Source organism: Endozoicomonas sp. ALC020 (assembly GCF_049275935.1).
Lineage (GTDB): Bacteria > Pseudomonadota > Gammaproteobacteria > Pseudomonadales > Endozoicomonadaceae > Endozoicomonas_A.
This window is the reverse complement of sequence record NZ_CP184830.1, coordinates 5,081,278-5,099,200: the sequence shown is the minus strand read 5'-3', so window position 1 is coordinate 5,099,200 and position 17,923 is coordinate 5,081,278. Positions and strand designations below refer to the sequence as shown.

Annotated in this window: 9 protein-coding genes and 1 pseudogene; 6 read left to right on the top strand and 4 right to left on the bottom strand. The window is 49.0% G+C overall.

Going from position 1 to position 17,923, the window contains the following annotated elements:
- Window positions 1–6 precede the first annotated feature (6 nt).
- Window positions 7–165 (bottom strand): hypothetical protein, encoded by a 159-nt coding sequence (locus tag ACOJUO_RS18790; protein ID WP_422133464.1) that lies wholly within the window; start codon window positions 163–165, stop codon window positions 7–9.
- Between the two features lie 114 nt (window positions 166–279).
- Here ACOJUO_RS18790 and ACOJUO_RS18785 point away from each other — a divergent pair, with 114 nt between their 5' ends.
- Entirely contained in the window at window positions 280–519 is a 240-nt protein-coding gene (locus tag ACOJUO_RS18785; protein WP_422132873.1) for a hypothetical protein, read from the top strand.
- A gap of 127 nt (window positions 520–646) precedes the next feature.
- On the opposite strand, the gene ACOJUO_RS18780 is transcribed toward ACOJUO_RS18785, so the two are convergent.
- The 3 genes from ACOJUO_RS18780 to ACOJUO_RS18770 form a co-directional block, all read right to left on the bottom strand.
- Window positions 647–4,231: a DUF4116 domain-containing protein gene (locus ACOJUO_RS18780; protein WP_422137800.1), complete on the bottom strand. Its 3,585-nt coding sequence runs from the start codon at window positions 4,229–4,231 to the stop codon at window positions 647–649.
- A 177-nt stretch (window positions 4,232–4,408) separates the two neighbouring features.
- Window positions 4,409–8,002: a PEP/pyruvate-binding domain-containing protein gene (locus tag ACOJUO_RS18775; RefSeq protein ID WP_422137799.1), complete on the bottom strand. Its 3,594-nt coding sequence runs from the start codon at window positions 8,000–8,002 to the stop codon at window positions 4,409–4,411.
- 175 nt (window positions 8,003–8,177) lie between these two features.
- Complete coding sequence (locus tag ACOJUO_RS18770) at window positions 8,178–11,801, bottom strand: PEP/pyruvate-binding domain-containing protein (protein ID WP_422137798.1); 3,624 nt, start codon at window positions 11,799–11,801, stop codon at window positions 8,178–8,180.
- A 270-nt stretch (window positions 11,802–12,071) separates the two neighbouring features.
- On the opposite strand from ACOJUO_RS18770, the gene ACOJUO_RS18765 reads away from it, so the two are divergent.
- From ACOJUO_RS18765 to ACOJUO_RS18745, 5 genes and pseudogenes are all read left to right on the top strand, one after another.
- Window positions 12,072–12,221 carry a hypothetical protein gene (locus ACOJUO_RS18765; RefSeq protein WP_422133459.1) on the top strand — a complete coding sequence of 50 codons (150 nt, stop codon included), beginning with the start codon at window positions 12,072–12,074 and terminating at the stop codon, window positions 12,219–12,221.
- Between the two features lie 336 nt (window positions 12,222–12,557).
- Window positions 12,558–12,699: pseudogene (locus tag ACOJUO_RS18760) on the top strand (DUF4277 domain-containing protein); the annotation flags it as partial.
- A gap of 183 nt (window positions 12,700–12,882) precedes the next feature.
- Window positions 12,883–14,460 (top strand): F-box/WD repeat-containing protein, encoded by a 1,578-nt coding sequence (locus ACOJUO_RS18755; protein ID WP_422137797.1) that lies wholly within the window; start codon window positions 12,883–12,885, stop codon window positions 14,458–14,460.
- Between the two features lie 151 nt (window positions 14,461–14,611).
- The gene (locus ACOJUO_RS18750) at window positions 14,612–16,189 is read left to right on the top strand and encodes an F-box/WD repeat-containing protein (RefSeq protein ID WP_422137796.1); all 1,578 of its coding nucleotides are present in this window, start codon (window positions 14,612–14,614) and stop codon (window positions 16,187–16,189) included.
- A 151-nt stretch (window positions 16,190–16,340) separates the two neighbouring features.
- Window positions 16,341–17,900: an F-box/WD repeat-containing protein gene (locus ACOJUO_RS18745; protein ID WP_422137795.1), complete on the top strand. Its 1,560-nt coding sequence runs from the start codon at window positions 16,341–16,343 to the stop codon at window positions 17,898–17,900.
- The last annotated feature ends 23 nt before the right edge of the window (window positions 17,901–17,923 follow it).

Sequence of the window (17,923 nt, the reverse complement as noted above, 5' to 3'; positions counted from 1 at the left end):
TCCCTCTCATGTAAATCCATGATTCAACAGCGAGTCATTACCTTCACGTTCGACAATAAGGTTTTTATAAAGTTCCCCCGTCAACGCAGTAGAAAAACAGGGTTGGCACTGGTCAGCGTTGTCTGAATCGATCAGACCTTGTTCGCAGATTAAGTACTCAACCATACGAAATCATATTTTCTGACTTATTGTTCAGGCACTCGCGGCAACTGCTCCTGCGTTGCTCTAGTGCAGCTAAGCTCTGATATCCATACACCCCTCGTTCCCACGCAACAAAGGGTGTCGCAAAACCCTGGTTCACCTCCCGTCATTTCCGGCCTCACTCCCGTCATTCCCGCGAAGGCGGGAATCCACACAGACTCATCACCAGAACCATACTGCCCGGTGCCCCCCTGGCCTTTTCATCCGCGTGAAGGCAGAGACCCGCTGTTGGCGCTGGATTCCCGCCTTCGCGGGAATGACGACCACAGAGTATCGGAACGAGTGGGCTGTATGGATATCAAGGCTTGGCTGCACTAGCTCCTGCATCCATGCAGTCGTGATGCGTTGCAACTCTGGTCACATAGCTTGCTATGTTCCCGTCGTTGCGCCTTGCAGAGCACCTGACCAATTAGCCAGAAATATTCGATTCCGTATGGCTGAGTACTTATCTGAGGTATTTTCGAAGTTCGGGGTTTCTTTGTTTTGCTGCATTGATGAAAGCTTTATTATCTTTAAGCTCGGAAGTAGCATAATCGAAAGCTTCATGATTCTTTGCAATTAACTCCAACATATACTCAGGATCATTCAATATCGTTTCACTGGCAAAAAATAAGGGATTTATACTGTCAGCAATGGCCATTTGAATAATTTTTTTATCACTTCGGAGTCTTTTGCTGGCATAACAAAGAAGTCTGGGATCTTTTTTGACAGCGGCTATGACGACATCTCTATCATTCCTCAGCTCCTCACTCAAATATTGCAACTCCATGGGATATTCTGAAATGATGGGTAATACACAGTCTTTATCATTCCAAACCCGTTGGCTGGCATAATCCAATCCATGTTCCAGCAGGGCATTCCTGACCTTTTCCTTATGGTCACCGAACGGTTGATCTGGTGGCGCATAAAACTCCAGTCTGTAACTGTAAGACGGCTTGATAACAAAGTATTGATTTCCCAAGTCATACACTTGCTCAATGAATCTGGTAGCGTTTTTGGGCTTGACCAATAAATAGTGATGCAAGAGCTCCCTGCGAGTGTTCTCACTCATCTTATGACTCATTAAGATTTCCTGCAGACTCTCTTCTGGTTCTTTATATACTAACAATGACGATTGATACTTACCTAACCGCCGGACATGATGGGCAAACTGCTGGTGATGGTCGCTCAATAACTGGCAGCAAGCGGCAGTATTTTGCCAACCAGTCCAATTCCGATAAGACATTGCGAAAAGGCCATGTTGAAAGGCAAACCTGTCCGCTTCTGTCGCAACATCACGATCAAGGTGATGTGCAAGCAGGTTAAAGTCCCACTGGCCTCCTTCAAAAATGGGTCTGCCCTTCAACCAAATGTCCAGATTATACATAGCGCGTAACACAATGATCAGTTTTTCAAAGGCATCCTGCATGGTTTGACGTAATTTCATTCGGGAGCATTCTACGATCATTTCACCCGCTACGGCGTTGCAACACAGCTTCATGGGATCAGCATTTTCATCCAGTTTGATCTCTTTCAGTAATTGCGCCAGAAACCACATACGCCTGAACTTGCCGGATTTATCAGCGTAATCAGTTCTGTCAAATTGGTCAGAAAATGTCAGCCGCAGGGTTCGTCCTTTCCCCCCCTCTGCCTGTTCAAGCAACTCGATAAGGCCCACATGACTACCAAGTTTCAGGTTAACAATCAAGGCTTCATCCATGGTGATAACAGTCCCTGAAAGCTCTGACTCTGCAATAAGTACTTTGACGGACGGCCTCAGCAGCGGTGCCTCTGCACCCGGTGTCGTGTAATCGACATAGGTGATTTCCCCTTTTCTGGACAGAATGCCCTGACCCGAGTCCAGAGTGACCGGAGCCAGCGCTTTTACGAAGCGCTGATGCAGGGCAAAAATCAGCTCATGGACACTTCGCACCTGCTCAGCGCTTTCAGGGTTGAGCGCTTGAAGACAGGATTGTAGCTGATGACAGTCTGCCACCCACTGACGAAAGCTTACCGGGGATACCTTCTCTTCTTGAGCGGCTTGCATGAGAAGAGTGATACGCTCTAACCCGGATTCAATGGTCTGTTTCAACATCTCGAACCGGTTGCTCAGCAGCGGTAATTCTTGCCGCAATGACTCGACTCTGTCTGAACTTTGCTTAACAGCCAGTTGCAGGAATGCCCCGTACCCATCCAGCAGCGCTTGAGCCCCATGAACCAGTCGATTTACGCTGTCCAAGGTCTCTGTCAATAGTTTTGATCGTTGTGGCGACATGCTCAGTTTTACCGGGTTTGCCAGACAATCCAGGCCGCCGCCGGTGGCAAAAAATGCCAACAGGCGGGCATTTTGATCCGTGAGCCATTGAAATCCGCTGGCGACCTGACGGAGTGCGCTTTCTGAGAGGGACAATTCATCCCATGCAGGGATGGCTTTTGCTGAAGGCTCATCAGAAACAGCAGAGGATAGAATGCCGTGACTCAACAGTTTCCCGGTCATGTCACCGGCAACAATAAAGGCACCGGGCTTACCGTTAAAGCGGGCACAGGCCAGCGTCGCCTGATGGCCAACCTGAGCGGCCACGGACTCAAACTGGTTACCGGCCAGCATCAGGGTTTTTCGTTGCTGTTTCATCAGGATCGCGACATGATCATTGAATCCTCCTGTGGCAGTAACAAAGCCTCCTGCCCGCTTCAGGAACCCGTGCTCAAGCATCCAGTTTTCAGCGTGTTGAGCCACGACAATAGCGCCCTCTGGCATGGAGTCTGCCGCTGATTCTTCAGCCAGCCAGAGTGGTCCGGTGCAATAGCCTTCGCTGACACCCTCGCCAATGGCCAGGGTCTCTTCGGGTATGGGCATGGCGAAATCCAGGCCGCCGGAGAGTCGGGTGACAGGACGCACCTGCAACAGGAAAAGGCGACCCTGATGATTTATGGCAAACTCCACATCCACGGGGCAGAGCAACAGCTTTTCCAGCTTTGTCACCATCACCCTGAGGTCTGCAACCATGTCATCAGTGAGTTGTTGTTCAACGTCGTTTGATTGGGCATCGGCATCATCCATTCTTATTTCCGAATAGCCGTTATTGTCTTTACGCAGGATGTAATGACTTGAGATGGTCCCGGGAAAGTATTGATAGCTGTCGGCGCCTTCCTTGCGAAAAATATCAATACGATGGGGCCTGTTACCGGACTGCCCGGCCACTATCCCTCTGGGCTGCCCCCGTGTGAACTCAACCCTGACGGTATCATCATCAAAGGATTGAAAACTCATGGCGACTCCGCCGTGCAGGCAGTCAATACACTCCTGGATAATCAGCGCCATGGGTTGCGGTATGCCTTCGGAACAGACTTCAGGCCGGTAAGCTGAGGCCATAACCTTTAGACAGGTTCGCAAAATATCCTCATCTCCCTGAACTTCCGAAAGGTATTTGCCCGCCTGGGCGTCGCCGTAGTTATCTTCATTGATGCCGGAACTGCGGACAATAAGCGGCCCTGATGTTGATAGTCCGTGATCCCTGATGTGTTGGGCCGCTTCAGAATCTTTAACCTGCTCATAAAAGTCATCATTGGCAATAAAGTTCGCCAGACCCGCCAGCCAGCTGTCTCTTCTGGCTTGCTCTGAAGGCAGCATCGCATTGAGGCATTCCCTGATGTTTGCCAGACTGATCTCCGACTCCGGTTCATTGCCGATCCCGGGGAAATAGGGTTCCAGACGCTGGCTATCCAGAGGGTATTGTTCCAGCGCATTGGTGACCTGAGTTGTCACACACTGAAACGCCGGCACAGACAAACCGGCTGCTTTCATGCGCTGCAAAAACATTCCCTTGCCCCCAACTAGTGCCCGGTTGGCAGGAGAACAATGATCAGCCTGATCTTGAACAGGAGAACAGCATTTGCGCTTGGCTAGTGACCTTGTGTCGGGAACGCCAGTGGCTTCAGGATCACCAAGATACCTTTTGGCTGGACGATCAGCCTCAGTCTCATGATTGGGGTCAATTGCCAGACTTTGAAAATCTGATCTGCCAATGGTTGCAGGTGGTGAAGGTAACATAAAGGTATCCCTCTCACGTTAATATTCATCCATGATTCAACAGTGAGTCATTACCTTTGATTGGACCATAATGTTTTTATAAAGTTCCCCCGTCAGCTTTAAACAGGCAGTAGAAAAAACAACAACAGGGTTGGCACCGGTCAAGGTTGTCTGAACCGATCAGGCCTTATTCGTAGATTATCTGAGGAATTTATGAACTTTAGGGTTTCTTTGTTTTGCTGCATTGATAAAATCCCTATCATCTTTAAGCTCCGGAGCAGCATAACTGAAAGCTCCAGGATTTATTTCAATTAGTTCGAGCATATACTGGCGATCCATCAATACCTCTTTACTGACTACTCGTAAGTGACGGATACTATTAGCAGTGATCATTCGGATAATGTCTTTATCGCCTCGGAGTCTTTGGCTTGCAAAACGCAGAGATTTTGGATTCTTTGCGACAGCGGCCTTGATGACATCGCTGTCATCTCTCAGTTTCTTACTCAATTTTCGCAATTGTGCAGGATCTTTTGAAATGGCGGGTAATACAAAGTTTTTATCATTCCGAACCTGTTTACTGGCATATTCCAATCCATGTTTCAGCACGGCATTCCTGATCTTTTCTTTATGATCCCCAATTGGCTGGCCCGGTGATACATCAAACTCCAATTTGTCATTGCAAGATGGGCTGATAACAAAGTATTGATTTCCCAAGTCATACACTTGCTCAATCAATCGAGTAGCGATTTTGGGTTTGAGAAGTAAAACATGATTTAAGAGCTCTCTGCGGGCGTCCTCACTCATCTCATCACTCATCAAGATTTCCTGCGCAGTTTGTTCAGATTCTTCCCGACTTACCAATGACAAAAGATAAATACACAACCGATGAGCATAATCAACAAACTGTTGATGGTGTTTGCTCAATAACTGGCGCCAAGCGGCAGTTTTGTGCCAACCACTACTAGGCTCATAAGACATTAAGAAAAGGCCATGTTGAAAGGCGAATCTATCTGCTTCTGTCACAACATCATGATCAAGGCGTTGTGCAAGCACGTTAAAGTCCCAATGGCTTCCTTCAAAAATGGGTCTGCTCTGCAACCGAAAATCCAGATCACGCATCTCACTTAAGACAATGATCAGTTTTTCAAAGGCATACTGCATGGTTTCACGTAATTTTATTCGAGAGCATTCGACGATCATTTCACCCGCTACGGCGTTGCAACTCAGCTTCATGGGATCAGCATTTTCATCCAGTTTGATCTCTCTCAAAAATTGCGCCAGAAACCACATACGCCTGAACTTGCCGAAATTTTCAGCGTTATCATCTTTTTCAAATTGGTCAGAAAATGTCAACCGCAGGGTTCGTCCTTTCCCCCCCTCTGCGTGTTCAAGCAGCTCGATAAGGCTCACGTGACTGCCAAGATTCAGGTTAACAATCACAGCCTCATCCATAGTGATAACAGTCCCTCGACGCCTCAATGCTTTAATTAATGTTTTGCCATTCGGGCTCAGTATCGCTGCCTTCTCATCCAGGTTACCCCGAACTGTGCAATCAACGTAGTCAACGAAACCTTCCCTGGAAAGCCTGCCCTGGCCCGAGTCCAGAGTGACCGGTGCCAATGCCTCCACAAAACGCTGATGCAGGGCAAAAATCAGTTCATGGACACTTCGCACCTGTTCAGCGCTTTCAGGGTTGAGTGCTTGAAGACAGGATTGTAGCTGATGACAGTCTGCCAGCCACTGACGAAAGCTTACCGGGGATAACTTCTCTTCTTCGGCAGCTTGCATGGGAAGAGTGATACGCTCTAACCCGGATTGAATGGTCTGTTTCAGCAACCCGAACCGGTTGCTCAGCAGCGGTAATTCTTGCCGCAATGACTCGACTCTGTCTGAACTTTGCTTAACAGCCAGTTGCAGGAATGCCCCGTACCCATCCAACAGCGCTTGAGCCCCATGAACCAGTCGATTTACGCTGTCCAAGGTCTCTGCCAATAGCTTTGATCGTTGTGGTGACATGCTCAGTTTTACCGGGTTTGCCAGACAATCCAGCCCGCCGCCGGTGGCAAAAAATGCCAACAGGCGGGCATTTTGATCCGTGAGCCATTGAAATCCGCTGGCGACCTGACGGAGTGCGCCTTCTGAGAGGGACAATTCATCCCATGCAGGGATGGCTTTTGCTGAAGGTTCATCAGAAACAGCAGAGGATAGAATGCCGTGACTCAACAGTTTCCCGGTCATGTCACCGGCAACAATAAAGGCACCGGGCTTACCGTTAAAGCGGGCACAGGCCAGCGTCGCCTGTTGGCCAACCTGAGCGGCCACGGACTCAAACTGATCACCGGCCAGCATCAGGGTTTTTCGTTGCTGTTTCATCAGGATCGCGACATGATCATTGAATCCGCCTGTGGCAGTAACAAAGCCTCCTGCCCGCTTCAGGAACCCGGGCTCAAGCATCCAGTCTTTAGCGTGTCGGGCCACGACTATGGCTCCCTCTGGCATAGAGTCTGCCGCTGATTCTTCAGCCAGCCAGAGTGGTCCGGTGCAATAGCCTTCGCTGACACCCTCGCCAATGGCCAGGGTCTCTTCGGGTATGGACATGGCGAAATCCAGGCCGCCGGAGAGTCGGGTGACAGGACGCACCTGCAACAGGAACAGACGACCCTGATAGTTTATGGCAAACTCCACATCCACCGGACAGAGCAACAGCTTTTCCAGCTTTGTCACCATCACCCTGAGGTCTGCAACCATGTCATCAGTGAGTTGTTGTTCAACGTCGTTTGATTGGGCATCGGCATCATCCATTCTTATTTCCGAATAGCCGTTATTGTCTTTACGCAGGATGTAATGACTTGAGATGGTCCCGGGAAAGTATTGATAGCTGTCGGCGCCTTCCTTGCGAAAAATATCAATACGATGGGGCCTGTTACCGGACTGCCCGGCCACTATCCCTCTGGGCTGCCCCCGTGTGAACTCAACCCTGACGGTATCATCATCAAAGGATTGAAAACTCATGGCGACTCCGCCGTGCAGGCAGTCAATACACTCCTGGATAATCAGCGCCATGGGTTGCGGTATGCCTTCGGAACAGACTTCAGGCCGGTAAGCTGAGGCCATAACCTTTAGACAGGTTCGCAAAATATCCTCATCTCCCTGAACTTCCGAAAGGTATTTGCCCGCCTGGGCGTCGCCGTAGTTATCTTCATTGATGCCGGAACTGCGGACAATAAGCGGCCCTGATGTTGATAGTCCGTGATCCCTGATGTGTTGGGCCGCTTCAGAATCTCTAACCTGCTCATAAAAGTCATCACTGGCAATAAAGTTCGCCAGACCCGCCAGCCAGCTGTCTCTTCTGGCTTGCTCTGAAGGCAGCATCGCATTGAGGCATTCCCTGATGTTTGCCAGACTGATATTTGCCTCCGGTTCATCGCCGATCCCGGGGAAATAGGGTTCCAGACGCTGGCTATACAGAGGGTATTGTTCCAGCGCATTGGTGACCTGAGTTGTCACACACTGAAACGTCGGCACAGACAAACCAGCTGCTTTCATGCGCTGCAAAAACATTCCCTTGCCACCAAGCAGTTCCCGGTTGGCAACAGAACAATGAGCAGCCTGATCTGCAACAGGTGAGTGGCATTTGCGCTTGGCTAGTGACGTTGCGTCGCAGTAGCCAATGGGTTCAAGATCACTGAAATACCTTTTGTATGAACTATCAGCCTTAATATTCTGATTGGGGACACTGGCCAGGCTTTGAAAATCTGATCTGCCAATTTTTTCAGGTGGTAAAGGTAACATAAAGATATCCTTCTCACGTTAATATTCATCCTTGAATCAACGACTGGTGATTATCTTTACGTTTGACAATCATGTTTTTATAAAGTTCCCCCGTCAGCTTCAGGCACGCAGTAGAAACAACAACAGGGTTGGCACTGGTCCACATTTTCTGAATCGATCAGGCCTTGTTTGCAGATTATCTGAGGTATTCACGAAGTTCGGGGCTTCTTTGTTTTGCTGCATTGATAAAAGCTTCATTATCTTTAAGCTCGGAAGCAGCATAATGGAAAGCTTCATGATTCTTTGCAATTAACTCCAGCATATACTCAGGATCACTCAATACCGTATCACTGGCGAATGTTAAGGCATAAATGCCATCAGCAATTGCCAATCCAATAATGCTTTTATCGCTCCGAAGTCTTTTACTGGCATAACGCAAAGCTCCCGGATACTTTTCGACAGCGGCTATGACAATCTCTCTATCATCTCGCAACTTTTCACTCAAATATCGCAGCTCCATGGGATGTTCTGACATGACGGGTAATACAAAGTCTTTATCATTTCGAACCCGCTGGCTGGCACAGTCCAGACCATGTTTCAGCAAGGCACTCCTGAGCTTTTCTTTATGATCCCCGAGCGGTGGGCCCGGTGGCGCATAAAACTCCAATTTGTGTCTGAACGATGGATTGATAACAAAGCATTGATTTTCCAGGTTATACACTCGCTCAACCAATCGGGTGGCGCTTATGGGATTTAATAATAAAAAATGATGTAAGAGTTCCCTGCGGATATCCTCAGTTATCTCATCACTCATTAACATTTCCAGCAGGCTTTCCTCCGGTTTTTCCCGGAGAAATACTGAGTACTGACAGGCACCAAACCGCCGGGCATGATGAATAAACTGTTGGTAGTATTTGCTTAATAACCGGCAGCAAGCTGCTGTAATGTACCAACTCCCCCCACTCCGATAAGACATTACGAAAAGGCAATGTTGAAAGGCGAATCTATCCTCTTCTGTCGCAACATCACGACCAAGGCGCTGTGCAAGCCGGTTAAAGTCCCACTGGCCGCCTTCAAAAATAAGTTTATCCCCGAACTGACGATCGAGATTATACATAGCACGTAATACAATGATCAGATGTTCAAAGGCATACTGCATGGATTTACGTGATTTCATTCGGGGGCATTCGACGATCATTTCACCCGCTGCGGCGTTGCAACTCAGCTTCATGCTACCCGCATTTTCATCCAGTCTGATCTCTTTAAGAAGTTGCGCCAGAAACCACATACGCCTGAACTTGCCGGATCTACCATAGTCAAAAGGTCTATCAAATTTGTCAGAAAAGGTTAGCCGCAAGGTTCTTTCTTTACCTCCCTCTGCCTGTTCAAGTAGCTCGATCACGCCCACATGACTGCCAAGATTCAGGTTAACAATTATGGCTTCATCCATACTGATAACCGTCCCTGAGAGCCCCAACTCTTCCATGTATGCTCTGCCGGTCGGCCTCAATAGCGGTTCCTCATCACTTGAGGTTGTACAATCGACATAGGTAATTTTCCTTTCACTGGACAGTCGGCCCTGACCCGAGGCTATTGTGACCGGTGCCAGTGCCTTTACGAAGCGCTGATGCAGGGCAAAAATCAGCTCATGGACACTCCGGACCTGATCAGCCTGCTTGGGGTTAAGTGCCTGAAGGCAAGATTGCAGCTGCTGGCAGGCGGCCAGCCAGTGACGAAAAGCGCCCTTGGATTTCTGGTCTTCTTCACCGGCTTGCGAGGGGAGAATGATACTCTCCAAACCATATCGGATGGTCTTTTTCAGAGCCTCGAAGCGGTTGACCAGTTGCGGTAACTCTTCCCGCCATGACTTGAGCGGAGATAAATCACTGTTACCCGCCAGCCCCAGGAATGCCCGGTACCCAGCCAACAGTGACTGAGTCCCAAGCACCAGCCGATTGACGCTCTCCCTGGTCTCAGCCAGTAGCTTTGATCGTTGTGGCGACATGCTCAGTTTTATCGGGTTTGTCAGACAATCCAGTCCGCTGCCGGAGGCAAAAAATACCAACAGTCGGGCGTTTTGTTCCGTGAGCCATTTAAATCCGCTGGCAACCTCAAGGAATGTGCCTTCAGGGGGAGACAAATCCTCCCGTGACGGGATGGCCTTTGCCAGGGGTGCATCAGCAACAGCAGAGGCCAGGCTTCTGCGACTGGCCAGTTTTCCGGTAAGATCACCAACAACAATAAAGGCTCCGGGCTCACCGTTAAAGCGGGCGCAGGCCAGCGTCGCCTGCTGGCCATTCTGAGGGGCCAATGCCGCAAACTCTTCAGCGCACCGCATTAAGGTTATTTTTTCCTGTTTCATGAGGATCGCTACATGATCATTGAATCCCGCTTTTGCAAAGACAAAACCCCCTGCTTGCTTAAGGAACTCTGGCTCAAGCATCCACTCTTCAGCGTGGTCGGCCACGACAATGGCTCCCTTTGGCATAGAGTCAGCCGCTTGTTCCCGGGCCAGCCAAAGTGTTCCGGTGCAATAGCCTTCGCTGATGCCCTCACCAATGGTCAGAGTCTCTTTGGGTATGAGCATGGCAAAATCCATGCTGCCAGAGAGTCGGGTAACAGGGCGCACCTGTAACAGCAACAGGCAACCCCGGCGATCAATGGCAAACTCCACATCCACAGGACAGAGCAACAGGTCTTCCAGCTTTGTCACCGCCTCTATGAGTTCTGAAACCGTTTCATCAGTGAGTTTCTGTCCACCGTCGTCTGATTGAGCATCAACATTATCAATTGATATTTCCGAGTAGCCGTTGTTCTTTTTGTGCAGAACGAAATGACTTGAGATCGTCCCGACAAAGTATTGATAGCTGTCAGCTTCTTCTTTACGATCCTCGCGATAAATATCAATACGGTGGGGCCTGTTGCCGGACTGCCCTGCTACCACACCTTTGGGTTGACCGTATGTGTACTCAACCCTGACGGTATCATCCTGAAAAGATTGAAAGCTCATGACAACCCCGCCGTATTTGCAGTCAATACACTGCTGGATGATCAGTGCCATCGGTTTTGGTATGCCTTTGGGACAGACTTCAGGCCGATAAGCTGAAGCCATGACCTTAAGGCAGGTACTTAAAACATCCTCTTCTTCCTGAATTAAAGAAAGGTATTTGCCCGCCTGGGCATCGCCGTAGTTATCTTCATTAATGCCAGAGCTGCGCACAATCACGGGCTGTGATTTAGAAAGCTCTTCCAGCTGGCGGCGCAAAGCCCTGATTTGCCGGGCCGCGTCGGAATCTTTAACCTGCTGGTAATAGTCATCACTGGCAATAAATTGCGCCAGACCCACCAGCCATTCATCCCTTCTGGTTTGCTCTGAAGGCAGCAAGGCATTGATAGACTCCCGGATGCTTTTGACACTGGTTTCAGTCTGGGGTTCACAAACAAACTCAGGTAAATAACGGTCTAAAAGATGGGTATCCAAAGGGTGTTGTTCAAGCCCATTCATGATCTGGGCAGTAACACATTCAAAGGGCGGAACAGACAGACCGGCTTTTTTCATGCGCCGCAAAAACATTCCCTTGCCCCCAAATTGTTCCCGGTTGCCGGAAAAACAGTCAGCAGCCTGATCTGAATCAGGTGGACGGCAGGTGCGCTCGGTCAGTGACTTTGGATCGGGAACGACAGTGGTATCATGACCAGCCAAATAGCCTTCGGATGAACCATCAGCCCCTATGGATGGAATCGCAGTCCCGGCATTCTGATCCAGATTCGTTGTCAGGCTGTAAAGGTCTGATTTATCAACTAGAGCAGCAGGTAACATCAAGAAATCCCTCTCATATTAATATCCATCCCAGAGTTATTGGTTAGCATTGACATCCTCCCCGCCCTAAAGAGGGTGTCGCAAAACTCTGGTTCACATCTTCAGAGGGTGTCGCAAAACTCTCTCCAGCGTGGGAACGATTTGACTCCCGTCATTCCCGGCTTCATTCTCGTCATTCCCGGCTTCATTCTCGTCATTCCCGGCTTCATTCTCGTCATTCCCGCGAAAGCGGGAATCCACACTGACTGACCACCAGAACCATACTGCCCGGTGCCCCCCTGGCCTTGTCATCCCCGAGAAGGCAGAGATCCACCGTTGGCGCTGGATTCCCGCCTTCGCGGGAATGACGACCTAAGAGCATGGGAACGAGCTGTTGGAGTTTTGCGACACCCTCTAAAGGACGGGGATTCCTACGGCTAGACGGTCATGCTCGACCGCAGTGTATACCTTACCCTATAGCGGCATACACCTTATTCGACAATCTGCTCTACCTTTCGGATTGTCTAGGCGACCCCGTTAACAAACACGGGCAGAAAGCGGAAGGTATTTTACTTTTCCTGTCAGGTAGCGTAATCGCTAAAAACACCTGACGGATAGTAAAGTAGCACAAGGGGCTTGCTCTGCAAGCCGAGCTTTCATCCCCGTCATCAAAGTACGGGGTTTTATGCTCATTCGATAACTGCCTTTCACCACAGCGACTGATATTTACCTAAGTAACCGTCTGAGAACCTCAACCACCCTGGCTTGATTGCCACTATGGTGTCGGGAGTTGAAGATAGCCGAATATATTGATGCCCGTATCACAAATGACTCTGATGTTCGTAATGTCACTATTGGACAAGCTGTAGTTGCAATGATCATCAATGGCTTGGGCTCTACGGGGCAAACTCTGTACATAGCAGTAATTCATTGTTTACCGGCACTGAGTAGCGACATTCTGCCTATGCAGAAAGACGGACACTTTGCTCGTTTCGCTCAACAATAGAATGAACTTTCTTTTCAAAACCGACTCTAACCGACGAGATTATTGTTCGACATCCTTAACTATCGGGAATAAATATTTACTCCCAGGGAACCAGACATGAATGGAATAGACACTAACTTCAGTAGTGAAAGTCACAACTCATCATCACCCGGGCAAGTGGAATCGGCAACTTCAACGGGCACCATTGCAGGCAGGAGTGTCACTGTATCAATCAGGGAAACAAAGGATAAACTCTCACTGCTGGACTTATCCTCATTATCCATAATTTTTCGCTGTCTGGAACTTCGGGATATCTGCCGTTTAAAACAGGTATGTACCCTCCTGCGCGATGCAATCAAAGAGGATAATGCTGAGGCAAAAGCCTGGTATCGCCGTTTTCCTTCCTCGCACCAGAATCAGCTGAGGATAGCCATCAATACAAAAAACAAGGATCAACTTCGTGATTGGTTTGAATCGTTCACGAATGATCAGGCGTTAGTGAAGTCACTCACAGATCGCGACCCGGAGGGGGCTTATGTGCCTGCTCTGTTTTTTTTCACCAAAGCCAGGCTGATGGCTGAATGTAAAACATTTAAATTAGTCACAACGTCAACCATTCACGAACATAAATTCCTGATCTCAGCCAGCCTCAGTGTCGATGGCTGCCACTTGGTCACCGTCTGTCAAGATCACTCAGCAAAAATCTACTTTCATAAGGATGTTGGATTATGGGAACTAAAACTCGTCATTCGCCATGCCCATTGGGTCTTTTCAGCCACCTTCAGCCCCAATAGTCTGCATCTGGTGACTACCAGTTATGATGGCAAGGCCTTAATTCACAGCCACAAGGCCGATGGGTCCTGGGAACTGGCAGGCATCATTGCTCATACTGATGGTGTCGTCTCAGCCAGCTTCAGCGCTGATAGCCGCCATCTGGTGACTGCCAGTAAAGATAAAACGGCAAAAGTCTATGGCCTCAGGGACGATGGATCATGGGGAAGCGAAGCTACTATCTTGCAGAAAAGTCCGATCAAATTTGCCAGCTTCAGCTCCGATGGCCAGCATCTGGTGACCGCCTGTAAAGATAAAACGGCAAAAATCCTTAGTCAGCAGGCCGATGAATCATGGTTAGAAAAAGTCAGCATCGACCATCATGGCAGCGTCCAATCAGCCACCTTCAGCCCCAATAGCCACCATCTAGTCACTACCAGTAAAGATGGCAAGGCTGTAATCTACGGTCATAAGGCCGATGGATCATGGCAACCAGAAGACACCATTCACCATACTGACTGTGTCTGCGATGCCAACTTTAGCCCCGATAGCCGTTATCTGGTAACTGCCAGTAGTGATAACACGATAAAAATCTGTGCCCGGAAAACCGATGGATCATGGGAGCCTGTCGCCAACATCAGCCATGAAGACGAAGTCTTCTCAGCCACTTTCAGCCCTGATGGCCGTCATGTGATGACTGGCAGTAGTGACGAAACAGCGAAAATAATTGGTCAGGAGGCCGATGGTACATGGTTAGAAAAAGCCAGCATTTCCCACCATAACAGCATTAACCCTCATGGTTGCTGCGTCACCTCAGCAGCCTTCAGTGCCGATGGCAGCCATGTAATCACCGCCGGTTCCGACGGCGCAGTCAAAATCACTGAACTACGGAGCAGTAATTCATTGTTTACCATCACTGAGTAACGACATTCTGCCTATGCAGAAAGACGGACACTTTGCTCGTTTCGCTTAACAATAGGATGAACTTTCTTTTCAAAGCCGACTCTAACCAACGAGATTATTGTTCGACATCCTTAACTATCGAGAATAAATATTTACTCTCGGGGAACCAGGCATGAATGGAATAGATACTGACTTCAGTAGTGAAAGTCACACCTCACCACCACCCGGGCAAGAGGAATCGGCAATAACAACGGGCACCATTGCAGGCAGGAGTGTCACTGTAGCAATCAGGGAAAAAAAGGATAAACCCTCACTGCTGGACTTATCCTCATTACCCATGATTTTTCGCTGTCTGGAACTTCGGGATATCTGCCGTTTAAAACAGGTATGTACCCTCCTTCGCGATGCAATCAAAGAGGATAATGCTGAGGCAAAAGCCTGGTATCGCCGTTTTCCTTCCTCGCACCAGAGTCAGCTGAGGATAGCCATCAATACAAAAAATAAGGATCAACTTCGTGATTGGTTTGAATCGTTCACGAATGATCAGGCGTTGGTGAAGTCACTCACAGATCGCAACCCGGAGGGGGCTTATGTGCCTGCTCTGTTTTTTTTCACCAAAGCCAGGCTGATGGCTGAATGTAAAACATTTAAATTAGTCACAACATCGACCATTCACGAACATAAAGCACTGATCTCAGCCAGCCTCAGTGTCGATGGCTGCCACTTGGTCACCGCCTGTCAAGATCACACAGCAAAAATCTACTTTCATAAGGATGCTGGATTGTGGGAACTAAAACTCGTCGTTCGCCATGCCCATTGGGTCAATTCAGCCACCTTCAGCCCCGATAGTCAGCATCTGGTGACTACCAGTTATGATGGCACGGCCTTAATTCACAGCCACAAGGCCGATGGGTCCTGGGAACTGGCGGGCATCATTGCTCATACTGATGATGTCGTCTCAGCCAGCTTCAGCGCTGATAGCCGCCATCTGGTGACTGCCAGCAAAGATAAAACGGCAAAAGTCTATGGCTTCAGGGACGATGGATCATGGGAAAGCGAAGCTACTATCTTGCAGAAAAGTAAGATCAAATTTGCCAGCTTCAGCTCCGATGGCCAGCACCTGGTGACCGCCTGTAAAGATAAAACGGCAAAAATCCTTAGTCAGCAGGCCGATGAATCATGGTTAGAAAAAGTCAGCATCGACCATCATGGCAGCGTCCAATCAGCCACCTTCAGCCCCAATAGCCACCATCTAGTCACTACCAGTAAAGATGGCAAGGCTGTAATCTACGGTCATAAGGCCGATGGATCATGGCAACCAGAAGACACCATTCACCATACTGACCGTGTCTGCGATGCCAACTTTAGCCCCGATAGCCGTTATCTGGTAACTGCCAGTAGTGATAACACGATAAAAATCTGTGCCCGGAAAACCGATGGATCATGGAAACCTGTCGCCAACATCAGCCATGAAGACGCAGTCTTACTAGCCACTTTCAGCCCTGATGGCCGTCATGTGGTGACTGGCAGTGACGACGTAACAGCGAAAATAATTGGTCAGGAGGCCGATGGAACATGGTTAGAAAAAGCCAGCATTTCCGACAATAACAGCATTGACCCTGATGATGGCTGGATCACCTCAGCAGCCTTCAGCGCCGATGGCAGCCATGTGATCACCGCCGGTTCCGACGGCGCAGTCAAAATCACTGAACTACGGAGCAGTAATTCATTGTTTACTGTCACTGAGTAACGACATTCTGCCTGTGCAGAAAGACGTACACTTTGCTCGTTTCGCTTAACAATAGGATGAACTTTCTTTTCAAAGCCGACTCTAACCAACGAGATTATTGTTCGACATCCTTAACTATCGGGAATAAATATTTACTCTCAGGGAACCAGGCATGAATGGAATAGATACTGACTTCAGTAGTGAAAGTCACACCTCACCACCACCCGGGCAAGAGGAATCGGCAACAACAACGGGCACCATTGCAGGCAGGAGTGTCACTGTAGCAATCAGGGAAAAAAAGGATAAACCCTCACTGCTGGACTTATCCTCATTACCCATAATTTTTCGCTGTCTGGAACTTCGGGATATCTGCCGTTTAAAACAGGTATGTACCCTCCTGCGCGATGCAATCAAAGAGGATAATGCTGAGGCAAAAGCCTGGTATCGCCGTTTTCCTTCCTCGCATCAGAATCAGCTGAGGATAGCCATCAATACAAAAAACAAGGATCAACTTCGTGATTGGTTTGAATCCTTCACGAATGATCAGGCGTTGGTGAAGTCACTCACAGATCGCAACCCGGAGGGGGCTTATGTGCCTGCTCTGTTTTTTTTCACCAAAGCCAGGCTGATGGCTGAATGCAAAACATTTAACTTAGTGACTAGATCAACCATCAAACTAAATAGCCGCATCGACTCGGCCAGTCTCAGTGTCGATGGCTGCCACCTGGTCATTACCCGTTACGATAACGACACAGCACAAATCTACGTTCACAAGGGTGCTGGCTTATGGGAAGTAAAAGACATCATTCACCATGCCGATTGGCTCAGATCAGCCACCTTCAGCCCCGATGGTCAGCATATGGTAACTGCCAGTACCGATGGCACGGCTGTAATCTGTGGCCATCAGGCCGATGGGTCCTGGGAAAGAGTAGGCTGCATTACCCATACTGCCCGTGTCAGCTCAGCCAGTTTCAGCACCGATGGTCGCCGTGTGGTAACCGCCAGTAGAGATAAAACGGCAAAAATCTATGGCCTCAGGGACGATGGATCATGGAAAAGTGAAGCCACTATCCAACAGGACAGTCCGATCAAAAGAGCCAGCTTCAGCTCCGATGGCCGCCATCTGGTTATAGCCAATAAGCATCGTACGGCAACAATCCTCAGCCAGCAGGCCGGTGAATCATGGTTAGAAAATACCAGCTTTGAACATGATAACAGCATCAAATCAGCGACCTTCAGCCCCGATGATCACTATATGGTGACCGCCAGTACCGATTACACGGTTGTAATCTTCGGTCATAAGGCCGATGGATCATGGGAACAAGAAGACACCATTCACCATAATTTCTGGGTCTACAAAGCCAACTTCAGCCCCGATAGCCGCTATCTGGTGACTGCCTGTGAGGATCGCAGGGCAAGAATCTATAGCCAGAAAGCCGGTGGGTCGTGGCAACAAGAAGCCAGCATTTTCCATGAAGGCGGAGTCATATCAGCCACTTTCAGCCCTGATGGCTGCCATGTGGTGACTGCCAGCAAAGACGGAACAGCGACAATAATTGGTCAGGAGACCGATGGGTCATGGTTAGAAAAAGCCCGCATTTCACACAAAAACGGCATTTTTTCTAATGATTGCGGTTTAAAATCAGCCGCCTTCAGCGCCGATGGTCGCTATGTGGTAACCGTCTCCAGGGACCGATCGGTGAAAATCACTGAACTACGGAGTAATCATTAATGGCTCTCTAGGAGCCTCCTAGT

Bases quoted from the DNA above. Each gene is read 5' to 3' on its own strand.
- ACOJUO_RS18790 (WP_422133464.1), bottom strand. From the start codon at position 165: ATGGTTGAGTACTTAATCTGCGAACAAGGTCTGATCGATTCAGACAAC.
- ACOJUO_RS18780 (WP_422137800.1), bottom strand. From the start codon at position 4,231: ATGTTACCTTCACCACCTGCAACCATTGGCAGATCAGATTTTCAAAGT.
- ACOJUO_RS18775 (WP_422137799.1), bottom strand. From the start codon at position 8,002: ATGTTACCTTTACCACCTGAAAAAATTGGCAGATCAGATTTTCAAAGC.
- ACOJUO_RS18770 (WP_422137798.1), bottom strand. From the start codon at position 11,801: ATGTTACCTGCTGCTCTAGTTGATAAATCAGACCTTTACAGCCTGACA.
- ACOJUO_RS18755 (WP_422137797.1), top strand. From the start codon at position 12,883: ATGAATGGAATAGACACTAACTTCAGTAGTGAAAGTCACAACTCATCA.
- ACOJUO_RS18750 (WP_422137796.1), top strand. From the start codon at position 14,612: ATGAATGGAATAGATACTGACTTCAGTAGTGAAAGTCACACCTCACCA.
- ACOJUO_RS18745 (WP_422137795.1), top strand. From the start codon at position 16,341: ATGAATGGAATAGATACTGACTTCAGTAGTGAAAGTCACACCTCACCA.